Below are 16,716 nucleotides of genomic sequence, written 5' to 3'. Positions count from 1 at the left end.
TTCATGGCCGCACTCGGAAGCCCAATTAAGCGGTGCCCAGCTTTCACTGCTCAAGTGCGTGCGGTAGGTTGGTGCTAGAACAGCGCCCAGAAGTAGCTCAGCCTCGCGAGTTCCTCTCGCAGTCTTCCCAGTACCGCAGTGGATCCCGATGTTGCGGATAGCGTAAGTCGAGCCACGCGGACAACCTTGTCCAATCTGGGTGGTTAGTACCAGTTTGAGCGGACCAGATTGACGACCTCTCAAGGATTTGGCCGTTCGCGCGATCTCGGACAAGCAGACTCCCTAGTCCACTTGAACTGTTCGCCTGTGATTCAAGTAGATACCGTGGCAGAACCCTCAGCTCAGCATCCTTGGCCCACCCATATAGGGCACGGACCACGCCGGACGGATCTCGCAACTCTATGGGAGCGCTTTCCGGGCGAGCGGCCGTCCATCCGTCGGGAAACTCGGCGACCACCTCGTTTGTACCCTCCCTCCCCCATTTCACGCCCAATGCGCGCGTCATCGCCCCGCGCATGCGAGACGCCGACTCGTACCCAGCAGGCAACTCGATCGCCATCGGTAGAGTAATGAGGCTGTCCTTCCAGATCGTGGTTTCGTCTTCGACGCGCTTGACCACGTCGAACACGCCCGTTTCGAATGGGTTCTCGACTCGACTCCGTTTCTTCACGTTCCCGTTGGGCAGTCCCTCAAAGAGGCGCTCAGCATCCTGGCGGGTGAGTTTCGTTTTTCCTTTCTTCATTGATTCCCCAACGACCGGAGTCGGGCGCGGCTGTCCCACGCGCGTTTGAACGTGCTCACGTCTATTCTGCGCTATCTACGTGTTATCGGCTTGCGCCCCGCCACGGCGGGGCGGGCGCCGCCATCCCAGCCCCGAATATCGGATGAATCGATCCACACGAAGGATTAAAGGACGTACGACGAAATTATCCACTGCCGGCTAACCAGCGGTCTACGACAGCGGTTATCTTATTCGTTTGAGTCGGTTCGGGTCAGGACGAGGGATTGTCAACAATTCCCGCATAGAGTCGAATGTCCCTTCCTGGTCGGCCACCGATTGTCAGTGATTGACGGTACTCGATTGAATGCCACAGCTGGTATATCGGAACCGGACGGTCATGTTGTCGAGAGTATCGAAACACACTACTGCCGGAACTCCGTGCAACAATCGGAACCATTCGAGTCGTGGAGAGAACGATGAAAGTCGAAGGCAACTGCCATTGTGGTGCAATCGCGTATGAAGCCATCGTCGATCCCCAAAAGGCAGGCCTTTGCCATTGCACCGATTGTCAGACACTCTCTGGCGCGCCTTTCCGCGCGAGCGTTCCTGCCTTGGCAGACGACTTTCGTATTTTACGGGGCCAGCCGAAGCTTTACATCAAAACAGCGGCGTCCGGTACGCAGCGCGCTCAGGCGTTTTGTGCCGATTGCGGTACTCCGATCTATGCGGCGGCCGCCGATAACCCGACACAGTTCAATCTTCGACTCGGCGCGATAGTGCAGCGCGCTCAGATCCCCGCGCTTAAGCAGAGTTGGTGCAGTTCTGCACTTGCGTGGGCCCAGGACATCGCAAATCTGCCGGAATCGCCGCAACGCTGAAATTCGGGCGCTTGCGCTAGCGCTTTGCATACATCGATCGTCCGCGCACTACGCGATACCGACGCAAAGCGTCTCGGCGCCGGCCATCGTCGGCAATTCCGCCTCACCAACAAAGCGCGATGTGTAATTTTTCTTAATCGCCGAAATCATCAACGACTCGCGCGCCCGCGTCATGGCGACGTAAAAGAGCCGGCGCTCTTCAGGTTCCGTGCTTTTTTCATCGGGAACGATCGTCTCCTCGGCCCGCACGATCCAGACATGATCCCACTCCAGTCCCTTCGAACTGTGCATGGTCGTGAGAATCAGCGCATCCGGCGCCGGCTGGTTATTGTCCTGCTGAAGGAAGTCGATACGGTCCTGAAACGAGCCGGTAAGGCGTGAGAGTGCCTCGTAGGTCGCCTGGATCGCCCGCGTCGCGGACTCCTTCTTGGCATATTTCATCATCCATTCCGAGACGCCCGAAAGCGTCAACGAATGAAAGCCACGGTCGCTCAACCCCTGCCATTCAGCCAGCCGCTTCATGAACTCGCGGTAGTTGGTCGCCACGTCCTCGGACAGACCAAGGTTCACGAGCTCGGCACGCCCCTTCATTTTTAGCTCAGTGCCCATGCTCTGATGAAGCGAGCGCAATTGCTCATTGCGCATGCCCGAGTGAGCCAGGATCGAATCCAGACCGGTTACCTTCACCCGCTCGACGATCTCCAGCAGGTCGCACATCAGTGCCCCCTCAGGAAGCTTCAGGACCGATTTTCCCGACGCACGGTAGTACTTGACCCCATGAGAGCGGCACACGGCCTCCAGCGGGTCCAGGATGCGGTTGGTGCGCGCCAGGATCGCGCAGGACTTGCCGCGCGCCAGGTGCGAGCCCAGCGTGTCGATGGCGGCCACCGCTTCGGCGTATTCGTCGTTGTGCCGCGAGGACTCCACGCGACCGCCCGCGCCTTTTTCCGCGCGGAGCACCTTTGGGATACGGTCAACGTTTTTGCGGATGAGACGGTCGGCCACCGCGAGGATCTCCGAGCGGCACCGATAGTTGCTGCCGAGCACGACGGGCTTCGCCTCGAACTGCTTGATGAACGTCTCCATGCCGCGGTATCCCAACGCGGCCCGAAACGCATAGATGCTTTGATCGTCATCGCCCACGACCGTCACGATCGCGCCGGCGATCGCGTGCAGCTCAATCCACCGATATTGAAGCGGGTCCGTATCCTGAAACTCGTCGACGAGCAGATGCTTGAACGGGTATGGCAGGATCGTGCCGGCCTCCATGCCGGCGACAGCGAGGCGCAACATATCCTGGAAATCAATCTTTCCATTGCGCGCCAGCGCGTCCTGATACGCCTGATAGAACCTGCCGTCTTCTGACGCGGGATCGACACGGCCGAAATTCGTCTTGATCTTCTCGATTGTGGGAATGACATCTTCCGCCTTTCCCTCCATGCCCAGATCCTGCATCACGCGGATCACCAGGCCCATTCGATCGCCGTCCGACGCGATATCGGGCGACCTCGCTCCGGGCCGGGCAAGCTGCTTGAAGGCGAGCGAATGGAAGGTGCCTGCGATCAAGCGTTTCTTGGCCGAACTGCTGGCGCCAACGAGGATGCGCGTGCGCAGCTCGAGCGCGGCGTCCTTCGAAAACGTCACCGCACCGATGATGCCCTGATCCTCCTGCAACAGCAGCGCGGCTTTCGTGGCGATCGTCTTCGTTTTGCCCGCGCCGGGACAGGCTATCGCCACGCAATGATTGCGAAGCTCTGTCACCTCGCGCTGCTGCGGGTTCAGGTCGTCGAGCATGCCGTGTCTCCGTTAGCCACCGCGCACCGTTGTCATCAGCCGCAGATGGGTCAGGTAGCCGCGCACGCCGAGCGGATTGACCTTCTTCAGGAAACGCACCACTTCGCTATCGACGTCGGACTGGTCGCGGATGCCGTTCCAGACCATGAAATCGAACTGATCCATCGCCCGGTCGAACTTCGTCATCGCCGTGAGCACGCGCATGGAGAAACGCGAATAGGCCTCGACGTCGATCGCCAGTGCGGGCATGGGGATGCTCGGTTCGAAGACGTAATCGCCGCGCTCGCGCAAATCCGCCTCGCTTTTCTTGCGAAAACCATCCGCCACACGCAACTGTTCCTCCACGTACTCCTCGATCGCGTCGAGTTGCTTTTCGAACCAGGAATCGACCACTTGCTTATCGTCGGCACCAAAGGTCGATTGCCCGAAACGCTGCATGTTGATGCTCATGCGGTTCAGGTACGGCCACCACTGTTCGAACAACGGCTTCAGGCGGGTGTGGTTCAGACGCACTGCCACCTGCACGACGGCCGCGCCCGACAATTGACGCTCGAGCAGCTGGCGGCCGATCTCGCGCCGGCGTCGGATGATTGCCGCACGATCCTCGGCGGGCAGGTCACGGAAGAGGCGCCGGGTCTTCGCGACTTCAGCCTTTTTCATGATGGCATCGTCGGTCGAGATCACCCCCTCTTGATGCAGACGATCCGCGTCAGACTCCATCTGGCTCAGCTCAAGCTCAAGGCTACCGTCGTCCGCGCCGTCTGTCTTGACGATACCTGCGTCGCCTGCCGCCGGCACAAGCGTTGCATCGCCGATCTGTACGGACCCTTCAGCCGCCAGTTCCTCGTTCACCTGATCCTTGTTCGCTACTTTGCTCATGCGTATTCTCCCTTGCCCGGACACGTCCGGATTCACCGTTGGATAGGGGCCGTACGATGTGCGGCCGTCATGACATTGTTGCGTTCGCGCGGCTGCGCTTGGCTTCAAAACACACGCTATTTCGAGCGGCTTTCGTACGTGAGCCCCACCGATCGCTACTTCATCGCCACCGCAAAAAAATAGCCTCCAACATGTTGAAGGCTATTTCGAAGAAAGCTCAGCAAGACCGTGTAGCTTTCGCTATCCCGCCGATTGAAACGACTCTGCCGCTTTCCAGAGCAGCAGGCCAAGCACAGCGCCCACAGCAAGCCAGTAGAAGCCCAGAACAGGCAGTGGGACGACGAGTACACCGAACAGCGTGCCGCCGACTAGCAGCAACCCATGCCCAGCCAGGTGAAACGACAACGGGCTCGCATAACCGGCAGCAGACGCCTTGATCTTGCGGCGCATGGTGCCGTCGACGAACATCGCCGCCGCAAAGCAGGCGGTGCCGATAATCCACACCTTCATGACCATCGCCCGATAGATCATCCGATAAATCAGCAACCAGAAATTGCGCGTCCAGGTATAGGCGAAGGTCGACGCGCCCCCATCCGAGATCCCGCTTGAGTCTTGCGTTGCCACCATCGTGCGGTGCAGAACGCCGTTGTTGACGAAAGCATGGCGAAACACCTCGTTCGCTGCTCGGGTGACCTCGTCCGCGCGCTCGGTACCGAGCGAATCGATCAGCGACTGGGTCTCGGAGGCCGGAATCTGAAACAACGTCCGATCCGGAATCGCTGGCATCACAACGATCGCGAGCAAGGGCACGAAGAAGAACCAGACCTTCAGGTGCGAACCGAACCGACTAGCCATCAGTGAAAAAGTCTCATGAGGAGGAAAAACGGAATGGCGATAGCCGCGACCATCCCGGTCCAAAGCAGTCCAGGGCGGTACCGTGCGATGACGGCGAATGCGTAGCAGCGGGCACCGGCTCCGCGCTGAAACTCAGCAGGAGGCTTCGCATTCGGGTCATCTAGCGCGCTCGCGGTATCCAGCGCGCGACGCGCAAGCGCCACGTCAGTCAGTGACAATTTCGCTATGATCGAAGCGGTGAGCGACATCGTATTCCTCGAAGTACATGCGAAACGCCTCGCCATGAAGCACGCGGGCAGCGAGTTGGAAAGCGGCCGTGCGCTCGGTAATGTGGTCGGGGCACGGTTCGTCGAAATTTTCAACCTTCAGTGCGCTGTAACGCGCTTCGAACGCCGTGATCGCTTCAATCATTGGGCACCACACGTGGATCTTGTCGCCGTCGCGGGCGATATACCGACGCGCGTAAAGCTGTTTGGCGGGTTCAAACAATCCCTGCATGAATGCGATATGCGCGTTACCCGCTTTTTTGGCACGCTTGTAGCCGCTCAGCGCAGACTCGAACATTTCCTTGGCGAGCGGACCTGACTGGCCAACGAAATTCTCGCCGACGAAGTCAGCAAGCCGGGAGCAGGCATAGTCCAGTTCAGGCGCGACGATAAACACGCGGTTGAGTTTCGTGGACAGCTTGTGGTCTCGAATGATGTTTTTAAATACGGCGGACATGATTGTTTTAGCCTTCGATTATTGGTATGCGTCCCTGGTACACAGCGCCCCCGGATATCCGCATGAAGTACTGCAGGTTCGGCAAGCTGTGAATCAGTCGGATTGGGATAAGCGGAGCCTTTTCCAGTTGCAAGGTACGCGACTGCGAACCGTTGAATTCCATCGCATGAGACTCGCTACCGGTGCTCGTGCTATTCGAGACATTGACGATCCGAATGGCCGTTTCCCCCACCTTGTCGCTGAACCACTGTGCGGTGTCGCTGTCTTCCAATCGTAAGATGAGCTGGTTATTCAAGTTCCCCAAAACCTGTAGCATTTTTGCTGCGTTTCCGAGCTTCGCTTCCAGATCGGCTCGAGCCTGGAACGCGACGAACGCTTTGAAGCCGGCGCCGCGGCCCTTATTTAGGATCTGGATGACCTGCTCGTTGATCGCCTCGGCGATTTCATCGATGATCAAAACGACGTCTGGAGGCTTTGCGTAGAAGTTATAGATCGCGCCGCATACGGCCGCCACGTCCGAGAGCACCATCGACGCGATCGCCTTCTGCACGATGTTGTTCGATAGCGAGTCGAGGCCCATGTACAACACGGCCTTTTGCTTGATGACCTTGTCGATGTCCCAGATTTCGCGCTCATCGTCAAAATCATCTGCCTTCGGCGCGAGCAGCAAACCGGTTTCGCCGGTGGCCAGCATCTGCAGCAATGGCAGCGCCGACGCGATGATTCGCATGTAGTGCTCGCGGTCATGCGTGTGCGTGGCTACCAGACCGTCGATAGTTTCGTGCCCGCGGTCGTGCAGAACGAATCTGTCGACGTACAGCCGCACCATCAGGTCGAGCCGAGTGACGTCATTCTTGCCCTGCGAGTTACGCTGAGCGTCAACCGCGACTTCCTGTTCCCAGTCAGGCAGCCCATTCTCTGGGAAGAACCGGCGCAGGCAGCGCTCGAGCACGGTAGCGATCCCAGACTGCGCGTATTTGAGGATTGACCGCAGATTGGGTTTGTCCCCGACGTAAAGCTCGCCTTTCACTGCGCGGTCGATGAACAGAAACGCAAAGTCCCGGAACGGCCCCTCTTCCATCAGCTGAGCGATGCGCGATGGAATTTCGGAAGGCTGCGACCAGTTCTCGATCGGGTTCAGGCGAATCGATTCCGCCGGCTTCGCCTGATTGAAATAGAGGAACTTGCGTCCAGAGCGCTTGCATTCCTTCTCGACCCGTTTCTTCCAGTCGGCATCGTTTTTGGGGTCAACGATGATCAGTACATCGTCCGGCGTGTGGATCACCTGGGTGGAGATCACTTCGTACGTTCGCGTTTTACCGGAGCCGGTCGTGCCGCCGACCAGTGTGTGACCGCCCATTGCCTTGTAGTGAAACGGGACGCGGACCTTCTTGGGCTCCATCCCGTGGATCCAGGACGACCCTTGCGGCATCCGATCCCGAATACTGTCCGTCGGCGCGAAGAGCAGCTCGATCCTCCGCTCCACTTCCCGCCCCGCACTCGTTTTCGACAACCACTTTGGCAACGACGGAATTTCCGTCGAGGGCATGCGCAAGATGTCGTGCGCGATCTGACAGTGCTTTTGCGTCCACTCGTAGCCGGTCCCGAGGTACATCGATTCCTGACGTGCGCGCATCGTCTGCTGGGTGGCGAGCAACTTCTTGATGTGGATCTTGCTTAGCCACTTGGTCGAGATCGCCATCTGGAAGCTGAGCGCGCGCCAGGTCTGAAGCGCGCGTAGAGCGAGGACCGCGAGCCCGAACAGCGCAAAAACCCATCCATAGGGCATGCCCGACGAAGCGATACCAACGATGGAGACGGTCCAGACAGCAGCAGATCGCGCTTCGTACACCGGCCGAAAATGGTTGATGTAGTTCATGCGACTGGCCGCTCCTGAATGAGCCGGCCCGCTTTCTCAAGGATGCAGATCTCGTTGCCGGCCGCCCGCAGCAACAGGCTGCGCTTTCGCATCTCTTCGATCAGCGTGTTACTCGTGACTCCGTAGGCGCCCACCAGCCGCTTTTGCAACACGAGCCCTTTGTCTTCCCACTGAACGCTCGCTTTGCCATTCGCGACGTCTTGCGCAAGCGCGCGGAAAAACTCGAGAATCATCACGGAGTCGTTCCCGAGGACCGCTTTTAGCTCTTCGTTCGTTGGACTTCCTGGTCTCGCTGCGGCCACATCCTTGGCAGGAGCGCTGAAAAGGGTCGCGGGATCAATCGGCCGCGGTGTGCTGGTGGTGTCAGCAGGATTGGCGGGCTCGGCAGACGCTGTGGGTATCGCCTCGCTGCGCTCGATCGCATCCAGCAAGGATCGTGAGAGTGCTGGAGGTTGCGCCGCTTCACCCCCCTCAGCAGGCGGACCCTGAGGTGCACTTGCGGGCGGCTGCGGTGCCGGCGTCGTTGCGGCGCTCGCGACTGCAGCGGCCGGCGCAAGAACCTCTCCAGTATCGAGATCGACTATCGTCCCCTTCGGCATCACGGGCTGCGCCTGCAACTCGAGTGCTACATGCACCGCTGAAGGTACGTCGAACTTCACCGGCGCAAAGACGCCCTGCTGAGCCTTGCGCTCGAACCCCACCGAAACGTCGATGGCCTTGCGCACGACCTGATGCAACAGGGTTTCCAGCCCTTGCGGCACCTTGTCGGGGTTGATAGCGCCGAACATGTCGGCGAGCACAGGAGGATCCAGCCCTTCGAGGAGATCCCGACCGACGATCATCTGCGCGTACGTCGCGGTGCGCATGCGCTCCGGTTTCATTGCCTCGGGTCTGCGCTGCACCGTGTACTCAACGTTGCCGAGCCAAGGGCCCAACGGCCCGTGGCCGGCTGGATGCCAGTCCGCGTGATCGGAAACCCTCGCGATCACGAAATGTCGGCACGGCTCATCCAGCGCCGAGCAGACTGCGGAGAGAAAAACGCCGTAGTTGTACTGCGGTTCGAGCCTGCGCCGCTTTTCTGAGGTGAGGTCGGCGGCGAACTTTTGCCCGCCTGCGAGCCGCAACGCATAGAACGCTGTCTCGATCGTCGCCCGAAACGCTCCACCGGGTTCGCGGTGAAGCTCGGGCGTGAGCGGCACGGTCGAAAACCATTGGGCGCAACGGTATAGGACGGAGAACCACTTCCGTTGAAATTCGGTCTCGCTGCTTTCGTTGGCACACTGGCGGATCAGTTCGATCCGCTTTCGATGAACGCTCAATAGTTCATCTGCGGAGCTCGGCACGTAGTTGATCGTCATACCAGCTTCGCCAGTTTGGCCGCCATCTTGGCGCCCCCAGCGCCGTTGACGCTTGCACCGCCGCCGAAAATCCCTGCCATTTTCGGAATCTCGAAGGAGATCAGAAAAACGAAGATCGAGAGGTCCAGAACGTACACCGCCCCTTCCACTGTCGAACCGCCAATCGATGCCACGCTGCCAATTGCCGTGGTGATCGATTGCCCAATGAGCCGCGTCAGGCAGGCAACCACCACCACGTACATGCCCGAGCTGATCATCCAGTCAAGCCATTTGGCGAAAAAGCCCCGTGTGTAGCTTGAGAACCCCAGTGCGATCGCGATCTGCCCGACGATAATGCCGAAAGCCGCCTGTATCTGTCCCAGCACCAGGAAGTAGAAAAATACAATCGATGCCAAGGTCGCAACGATAAACGCCAGGAGCAGGGGTATTAAAGACGGAATAATCTGGATCACACCTGTCCAGCCCGCTGCGCTAATATGGGCCATACATGCGTCGTAAATCGTTCCCGCGAGGCTGCCCAGTGCAATCGCAGGATTGACGTCTGAGCCATTTATGAGTTGGCCAAGCTTCACAAACCAGGTCCAAAACCCGGGGGCCACGGTGTCGTACCCCAGATAGAGCGCGACGAAAATTCCGAGGATGGTTATCTCCTCAATAGCGTCGGTCCACGCCGCAATTGCATTTTGAGTGCTCGCGAATCTCACCCCAGCCAACACCAGCGTAATCACCCCGAGCCCGAACGCGAACTTGTCAGCTTCAGCCCTGACCGAATGGCTGATCGTCACTGCATTGGTGACCGAGTCGCTGATAAGATGGCCCATCTGGTCAATAAATTTGCTTCCGCCCAGGGAGTACTCGCCACTCTTCGCGACTGCGCTGGGCTTGTTGGCTGTGCCGGCGCCCCCACCGGCATTCTGTGAGGGCATGTCGGACGGAAAAACGTCATTCGTCCCGTTGGACTGCGCGTGGGCGACACCCGCACCAAGCATCGAAGCAAATGAGAGTGCGAGACAGACCATCACCATGCGCCAACCTTTCTTGAACCAGTTCGAGATATGCATGCTCAGTGCCCAAGTTTCGTCGCACTGAACACCTGATTCTCAAGGGCAGCACGCTCCTGATCCTGTTTGTCGCTCAAAGTCTTCTGCGCCTCGGTCCGGGCCGCGTCGGTCGCTGCTTGGGCTTGCATCGCAGTAGCGTCCTTTTGCTGCTTGGATGCCATCATCTGCAGCATGTCGGAGTTCTGGCTCGCTACGATATCGAGCATGTGGGTTGTCAACTCAGCGGTTGCCTGCTGCGTCGGTGCCAACGAAAGTTGGTTCTGAATGTCCTGCCTGCGCGTCGCCAGCGTCTGGACATGTGCTTGGACGTCCGCCCCTTGTTGAAACAGCGCTTTCGCTGTCTTGTCATTGTTTTGCACAAGCGTGCTTTGATCGTTGAACCACTGGTCCGGGGTCTTGCCCGACTGCGTCACGAGCGACTGGACCTTGGTCAGATACTGTGCGTTGTCCTGCAAGCCACCGTAAAGCGACTTGAGCGTATCGGCGTATCTCGAGTAACTATTGATATCCGATGTGATCGTGTTGAACTGCGACATCATCGCGGCCGGATTTAGGTTGGTCGCCTGCTTTAGCTGATTGAGCATCATCTGGTACTGGTAGACGATGTTCGTGTTTTGGTACACCTCGGACTTAACCTGTTGCGCCGCCGTGATGGTGTTCTTGAGCAAGTTTGCAGGATCGATCACGGTCAGTTGGGCATGAGACACCTGGACCAAGCCAAGCGTCAGCACGCCGATGGATCCGACGGTGAGAATCATTCTGCGGAGCATTTTTTCGTCCCTCTCTTCATAAATTGGCGTGTCGTGCAGCTATCCGTTGGCAACCGCATCGCGGATGTAGGCGTCCTGCCAATCCGATGCACCCGACGCGTAGTGCTTGTCGAACATCGCCTGCGCTCGCCCGTCCGAGCGAAGCATGGCAAGTGACTCTTTCGAAAAAGACACCTCGAGCATGCGGGTCTGGCTCGCGGTGACCCACAGGTAATCGCGGTTCGGTACTGCGTCGGAAATCATCTGGATCTGATGGTCGGTCAGCCCGAACACGTCGTGATAGAGCTTCTTGTTGTTGATCGCGTCCGGATTCGGCAGGTAAATAATGTTCGGGATGTTCTCTTTGAGAATCTCGAAGTTGGGCACGCGTGCGACCTGTGAGAGTGACTGCGTGGCGAGCATCAACAGACCGTTCAACTTCCGGATGGTCACGGTCCAGACCTCCAAGCGCGCATAGAACTTGGGGTAGGTAAAGAAGAAGCCGCACTCTTCGATCTCGATGACCGTATAGCGCTTGCCGTCGAGCCACTGCGTGATGCGGTAGAAGAAGTAGTCGAGGAACAGGGCGGCGGCCACCGGCGAGTTTTGGAAGAGATCGCCCATCTCGATCGAGATATCGTCGGCAAGCTGGAAGCCGTCTTCGACGTGGTCGAAGAAATGTCCGTTCTTTTGCCCTTCTGTCCAGACCGCGAGCCGTTCCCGCAGATCCATCGGCAGCAACGTGATGAAAAACGACAGCCGCCAGAATTCCCTTGGGAAGCCCTTGGCAAGCGTGCGCACCGCGTCATAAATCTCCGCCTCCTGCCGCGGTTCGCAACTGAAATTGTCATCTTCGATCGCCAACTGGATCCAGTCCGCGACGTAACTCCAGTGCTTATCGGAATCGAGCATCGACAGCGGATTGACGTGCGTCGCCGCTTCGAAACGCCCGGTGACATCAATGAATTTCCCGCCACCTAACACCGTTGTGATTCGGGTTGAACGGTCCTTGTCGCAACGTATCCGCCGTGCCTCATGGCGTCCGGTCTGCGACATCAGGAAATTCAAAACGACGGATTTACCCGCGCCGATCGGCCCGATGACAAGCAAGTGGCCCTTGCCGCCCGGATGGTGCAAATCAACCCGTTGAAGCGTGCGATGCCGGGTCGGCAGGCACGTAAGCGGCCCGGTTGGCTTGCCTGACTGTGCCGTCAACCATTCGTTGACCGTCCCGCCGTCACCGACGCTGCGCAAAGGCGCGATGTCAGAGACTGCGGGCGTCTCGACGAACTGCAGCCGTTTCTGCTGATCCCAACGACCCGGAAGCGTCGTCGCCCACGAGGCAAACAGGTTCGTTTTCTCGAGGATCACGCCGAACCCGGCATTGCCGATCGCGCCGACAACTTCTCGCGTCGCGTCGTCGCATTCCTCGGAGGTGTCGCCGTAGACCACCACCGAAATGTTGGCAAACCCGTATTGCTGGCCCTCGGCCTGCAGCTTGGCGAGTGCCGTGCCCGCCTCCTTGGCCAACTGTTCCCGGCCTTCGTCGTTCTTCTGCTCTTCTTTCGTGGCAAACTGCTTGATGATCGCGATCGGATTGAACGCCGCCATCTTGTAGAAGCCGCGAATCTTCTTGATGTAGGCCGACGCGCGCGACGTGTCGAGAAATCGATACATCACGCAGACGTCGAGTTCTGCGTCTACCTGGGTCAACACATCGAGCGCCGCTTCCTGAAACCCCATCCACTCCTTTACGCTCACGATCCGGGCAAAACGCTTGCCGTGCGCGGACTCAAACATCAATTCCTGGGCGCCAATCGTTACAAACGTCTCGGTCAGGTGACTGTCGAGGAGCGTGACGGGAAACCGAACTCGCCGCTTGGGCGTGCTGGGATTCGCACGTTGGTGCAAAAACGAGAGCGCGTTCTGAAGCTGAAGCCGCTTCATCTTGAGCCGCGTGACGCCGCCGGTGAACGCGTCGAGGATTGATTCGAACCGCTTGATCTCGCTTTGGACTTTGGTCAGATCGAACGCGAACGCGCTGCGGGCGAACACCATGTCCTTGACGGCTTCAAACAATGCGATGGGTAGCGCTTTGCCGCCCACTGTCATGTGATAGCCGATCTTGTCGAAAATCCGCGATATGCCTGTCTCGGGCGTGTACGCGAGCGCGAGCGAGTGCGAATTGCGGAAGTACTTGCCGCTGCCGATGTTGGCCTGGTTGATTGCGTCAAGACGCGCATCGATTGGGGAGGCGAACTCGCCTTCGATACCACCTCGAATGCGCCGATGCGACACCCGCCACCAGGCAGTGACTCGATGGTCGAAATTGCGGCACGCGTGGTCCAGATTGTCGCGAGCGGCCGACGCTTCGTTCGCGTTCGGGCTATCAGCATCGACCCCTTCGAACTCGAAGACGGTCAAAAGAGACCCGTCTTTGTCGAGCACGATGTCCGGCGTAACCAGTGTCATCCATGGCGCGATCTCCTGCACGGGGCGTCGCGTAAAACCCTTTTTCAGCATGGCAGGTCCTGATCAAAGCCGTATGGACGCTTGAAGCGGACGTTGAACTTGGAAGATGGGCCCGGCTCATACACATCGGGATACCGGTTGTAGACCAGCATGACAAGCCGCCACCAAGGATCCGTCGATGTCTTCCAGCGCAAGAAAAAATGGCAAAGGACACCCAGCGCGAGGAACATCGGGCTCATGCTCGTGTAGCAGAGCAAGGCCGTCATCATTCCGTTGAAAATCGCAAGGCCACGATCAGCCCCGCCCATCTCGCGCGGCAACGAGAGGCCACGGCTTACCTTGTGTGAACGCATGGGTTCTCCGACCTAGCAGGCGACCGTGATCTTCATGTGATCGCGCATGATCGGAATGGCGGCCGCTGCGATACCGATACCCATCAGCACGATCGAAAAGAACTTGGCCAGCGTGCCTTCAGAGTTGGCAATCGCGATTGCGCCCACGACGATCAGGATGATGCCGATGCCGTACAGATACGGGCCGCTGATCAGGTTGCTGATCGTGCAGATGATGTCGGTGACACTCGTTAAGCTCGAGTAATCGCCAGCAACTGCGAATGCTGCGCTCGACATGCCGCTCAGCAGCGCCCCGATGAGCATCGGCATACCAGGGCGCATGCGACGCGCCACTCGGTTGGCCCGTTTAAGTCCTTTCTTCATTTCCAGCTCCATTTAAAAAACACGCTTGAGGATGTATTCGCCGTTGGCGACTCCGCGGATCTCCAGGATCTCGGAGATATGCCGCAGCGCGCCGGACCGGCGCATGTGGATGACGTAGTGAAAGCAGTCGGCAATCATCTTGCGAAGGATGTCAAAGCTCCACTGGGAACCTTCTGGCACCCCCAACATCGCGAGACTTTCCAGACGGCTGAGAGCGGTCCTGCCGTTATTCGAGTGAATCGAGGCGAAGCCACCGTCGTGGCCGGTGTTCAGCGCTTGCAGCAGGTCGTAGGCCTCGCCACCGCGCACTTCGCCGATGACGACGCGGTCGGGGCGCATGCGAAGACACAGCGCGACCAGCAGTTTCATCGTGACGTTCTTGTCGGGGTTGGAGAGCAACCGGACGCGATTGGGCACGCGGACCTTCAACTCCATCGTGTCTTCGATAGTGATCGTGCGTTCGGAGTGGGGGATTCTGCTCAACATCGCGTTGAGTAACGTTGTCTTACCTGCGGACGTACCGCCTGCAACGAGTACGTTCTTTCGGGTCTCGACAACCGCGATAATCGCCCGCATGAGCGCTTCGTTTTCGATGCCTTCCTCGAACGGCACCACATCGGCCACTTCCGGGCGCGCGTTCGCGGCGGAAAAAGCGCCCATGGCACAGTAGTCTTCGAGCTCGAGCTTCGAATCACTGTGCTTGCGGATGCTGAGTGCGTGACCGTCTATCGCGGTCGGACTCATCACTGCCGCAATACGCAGGTTGTTGTGGCCTGCGTTGATGATGCCCTGGCTCGTACCGGCAGATGCACTCTTCTCGACGGACGATGCGAGCGATCGGATGGCACCCTCGAGCGTGGCGGGGTTCAGCTCAAGATCCAGGCGCTCCATCTTTCCGCGATGTTCAACGAAGATGTCCTTGTAGTTGTTCACCATGATTTCTGCGGTGTCGGGCGCGTCGAGCTGCGTCTTCAGTACCGAGAGCGACTGAAAAAACATCTTCACGGCGTTCGCCTCGAGCGGACGCAGTTTGAGGATCGAATTCTCAGCGGTCATGGGCCCCATCGGCGGTCTCTAACATGGAGCTATTGTTAGGGTTTCGCTTCAGGGTCAGCGCTCTGAAAGACCCGCTAAATCGCGCATCTTTCAAAATGGGGGGATGCCGCGCGGCCGAATCGTTTTGCACCGCAACTCACCGGCGCATTCGCCAGGCTCCAACATGTTGAAGGGCAAAACCCGGAAAGCTCGCGAAAAACGTATAGCTTTCGGCGCTCACGCGGGCGGGTGACGTGGCAGGGTTTTGTGCCACGCACGCGCGTAAACGACAAAACCCGGCGCGAGGCCGGGTCTAGGTTCAAGGGGATGGGAAGACGCGCAATGCGTTCCCCGACTAGCAAATCACTTCGACACACTCCCCGAAAGGGGCCTTCTTCGCCCGGGCAAGCGGCGTTGTAGAAGCCCACAGCACTGGGTAATGCGGTATCGCGGCCGGGAACTTCCCTTCCATGTCTGTCAGATAGACCAGAAAAGCTGGATCGATCCCGTCAGCGATGACCCGCTCAAACGGCGCTGCAAACGCCGTCGCGCCACCACCGCGCACGGGGAGCAGCTCCGGCGAGTCCCCTCGCTCGAAGATTTGCACCTGCGTCACGCGTGTATCGCAGTCCATCACGACCAGGCGCGCCGGACGCAACGAATAAAACACCGTCAGGATCTCCGCGTCGAACTGCGCTTGCGTCTCATCGAATACAGAGCCGCTGGAATCGCGCACGAAGACAGCATCGGCAATCGCCGGCGAATGCAACGAGGGCAAATAGAGCCCCAAGTGCAGATACCGGCGATTGGGCATGGCGAAGCTGTAGTCTTCTGGCGTTGATTGCTGCGCAAAACGTTGCAGCACCGCACGCCAGTCCACAGCCGGCCGTACCGCTTCGCCCACCATCGCCTGCAGATCGCCCGGAAGCTTGCCGTACATCTGGGCTGCTTTCGCAGCCTGGATCACGGCAATCTTCCACTCCGCTTCCTTCGTTGGCAGGTCCGTCCCGGCGTACTGACGAACTTCGCCGCACGACGGACTCGACGCAGTGGGTTCACAAGGTACGCCCGATGAACCGGATTGGCCGGACGTTGCAGGTGAAGCTGGTTGAACGGGGCTTTGCGGCCCCGGCCCCCCTGCGTCACCGCTATTGCCCGGCTTCCCATTCTGAGAGGACTGCTCCTTCTTAGCCGCCTGCTTGGCTTCCTGCGTGAGTTGACCGTAAATCTCTTCGGCTGACTTGCCCAAGAAGCGGGAATCAAGCAACACGCCCTTTGGCAACAGCATTCCGGCCGACAGGACGAGAGGATTGATCGCATAGTCACCAGCATCGTTCCATCGCTCCAGGTCTCGCGCGCCCATCCGCCACGTATGGCCATTGGCCACGTGGAGGACTTCGTGCGCAAGCACGCCCCGAAGTTCAAGATCGTTCAGGGTAGCGAGGTAATCCGGGTTGTAACCCAGGTCTACGCCGTCCACCCAAAACGTCTCGCAGGAACGATCCTCGACCACATTCAGACGAAGAACCAGCGCTCCAAAAAACGGCTGCGAGAGCACCAGTTCTCTGCGTTGCTTCGCGATACGAGGATCGATAG

At 58.9% G+C, this 16,716-nt stretch carries 15 protein-coding genes; 1 reads left to right on the top strand and 14 read right to left on the bottom strand.

All coding sequences use genetic code 11. The annotated features are described in order from the left end of the window. Window positions 1-97 precede the first annotated feature (97 nt). On the bottom strand, window positions 98-742 hold the full coding sequence (locus ACSQ36_RS45095; protein ID WP_436187299.1) for a hypothetical protein: 645 nt from the start codon (window positions 740-742) through the stop codon (window positions 98-100). Window positions 743-1,197: 455 nt separating this feature from the next. On the opposite strand from ACSQ36_RS45095, the gene ACSQ36_RS45090 reads away from it, so the two are divergent. After that, window positions 1,198-1,599 (top strand): GFA family protein, encoded by a 402-nt coding sequence (locus ACSQ36_RS45090; protein WP_436187298.1) that lies wholly within the window; start codon window positions 1,198-1,200, stop codon window positions 1,597-1,599. 48 nt (window positions 1,600-1,647) lie between these two features. Here ACSQ36_RS45090 and ACSQ36_RS45085 read toward each other — a convergent pair whose 3' ends face one another. From ACSQ36_RS45085 to ACSQ36_RS45025, 13 genes are all read right to left on the bottom strand, one after another. After that, a complete protein-coding gene (locus ACSQ36_RS45085) occupies window positions 1,648-3,393 on the bottom strand; it encodes an ATP-dependent helicase (RefSeq protein ID WP_436187297.1) in 1,746 nt (581 codons plus the stop codon). A 12-nt stretch (window positions 3,394-3,405) separates the two neighbouring features. Beyond that, entirely contained in the window at window positions 3,406-4,272 is an 867-nt protein-coding gene (locus tag ACSQ36_RS45080) for an ATPase (protein WP_436187296.1), read from the bottom strand. Between the two features lie 240 nt (window positions 4,273-4,512). Next, window positions 4,513-5,130: a DUF4400 domain-containing protein gene (locus ACSQ36_RS45075; protein ID WP_436187350.1), complete on the bottom strand. Its 618-nt coding sequence runs from the start codon at window positions 5,128-5,130 to the stop codon at window positions 4,513-4,515. Between the two features lie 201 nt (window positions 5,131-5,331). After that, window positions 5,332-5,850, bottom strand: coding sequence for a hypothetical protein (locus ACSQ36_RS45070; protein WP_414967979.1), 519 nt, complete (start codon window positions 5,848-5,850; stop codon window positions 5,332-5,334). Window positions 5,851-5,857: 7 nt separating this feature from the next. Continuing rightward, window positions 5,858-7,729 (bottom strand): conjugative transfer system coupling protein TraD, encoded by a 1,872-nt coding sequence (gene traD, locus ACSQ36_RS45065; RefSeq protein WP_436187295.1) that lies wholly within the window; start codon window positions 7,727-7,729, stop codon window positions 5,858-5,860. Next, window positions 7,726-9,087: a TraI domain-containing protein gene (locus tag ACSQ36_RS45060; protein WP_436187294.1), complete on the bottom strand. Its 1,362-nt coding sequence runs from the start codon at window positions 9,085-9,087 to the stop codon at window positions 7,726-7,728. Before ACSQ36_RS45060 ends, traD begins: the two co-directional genes overlap by 4 nt. Further along, window positions 9,084-10,148 carry a type IV secretion system protein gene (locus ACSQ36_RS45055; RefSeq protein WP_436187293.1) on the bottom strand — a complete coding sequence of 355 codons (1,065 nt, stop codon included), beginning with the start codon at window positions 10,146-10,148 and terminating at the stop codon, window positions 9,084-9,086. Before ACSQ36_RS45055 ends, ACSQ36_RS45060 begins: the two co-directional genes overlap by 4 nt. 2 nt (window positions 10,149-10,150) lie before the next feature. Beyond that, the gene (locus ACSQ36_RS45050) at window positions 10,151-10,918 is read right to left on the bottom strand and encodes a type VI secretion protein (protein ID WP_436187292.1); all 768 of its coding nucleotides are present in this window, start codon (window positions 10,916-10,918) and stop codon (window positions 10,151-10,153) included. Window positions 10,919-10,957: 39 nt separating this feature from the next. Next, window positions 10,958-13,420, bottom strand: coding sequence for a VirB4 family type IV secretion system protein (locus ACSQ36_RS45045; RefSeq protein WP_436187291.1), 2,463 nt, complete (start codon window positions 13,418-13,420; stop codon window positions 10,958-10,960). Next, on the bottom strand, window positions 13,414-13,722 hold the full coding sequence (locus tag ACSQ36_RS45040; protein ID WP_213766577.1) for a VirB3 family type IV secretion system protein: 309 nt from the start codon (window positions 13,720-13,722) through the stop codon (window positions 13,414-13,416). Before ACSQ36_RS45040 ends, ACSQ36_RS45045 begins: the two co-directional genes overlap by 7 nt. Before the next feature lie 12 nt (window positions 13,723-13,734). Next, window positions 13,735-14,085 (bottom strand): TrbC/VirB2 family protein, encoded by a 351-nt coding sequence (locus ACSQ36_RS45035; protein ID WP_436187290.1) that lies wholly within the window; start codon window positions 14,083-14,085, stop codon window positions 13,735-13,737. Window positions 14,086-14,097: 12 nt separating this feature from the next. After that, window positions 14,098-15,141 (bottom strand): CpaF family protein, encoded by a 1,044-nt coding sequence (locus ACSQ36_RS45030; RefSeq protein ID WP_436187289.1) that lies wholly within the window; start codon window positions 15,139-15,141, stop codon window positions 14,098-14,100. 334 nt (window positions 15,142-15,475) lie between these two features. Beyond that, window positions 15,476-16,714, bottom strand: a complete 1,239-nt coding sequence (locus ACSQ36_RS45025) for a vWA domain-containing protein (RefSeq protein WP_436187349.1) — start codon at window positions 16,712-16,714, stop codon at window positions 15,476-15,478. Window positions 16,715-16,716: the final 2 nt, after the last annotated feature.

Source organism: Caballeronia sp. LjRoot34, assembly GCF_964253815.1.
Classification (GTDB): domain Bacteria; phylum Pseudomonadota; class Gammaproteobacteria; order Burkholderiales; family Burkholderiaceae; genus Caballeronia.
The sequence above is the reverse complement of the archived record's forward strand: the minus strand, read 5'-3'. Positions and strand labels throughout refer to the sequence as shown.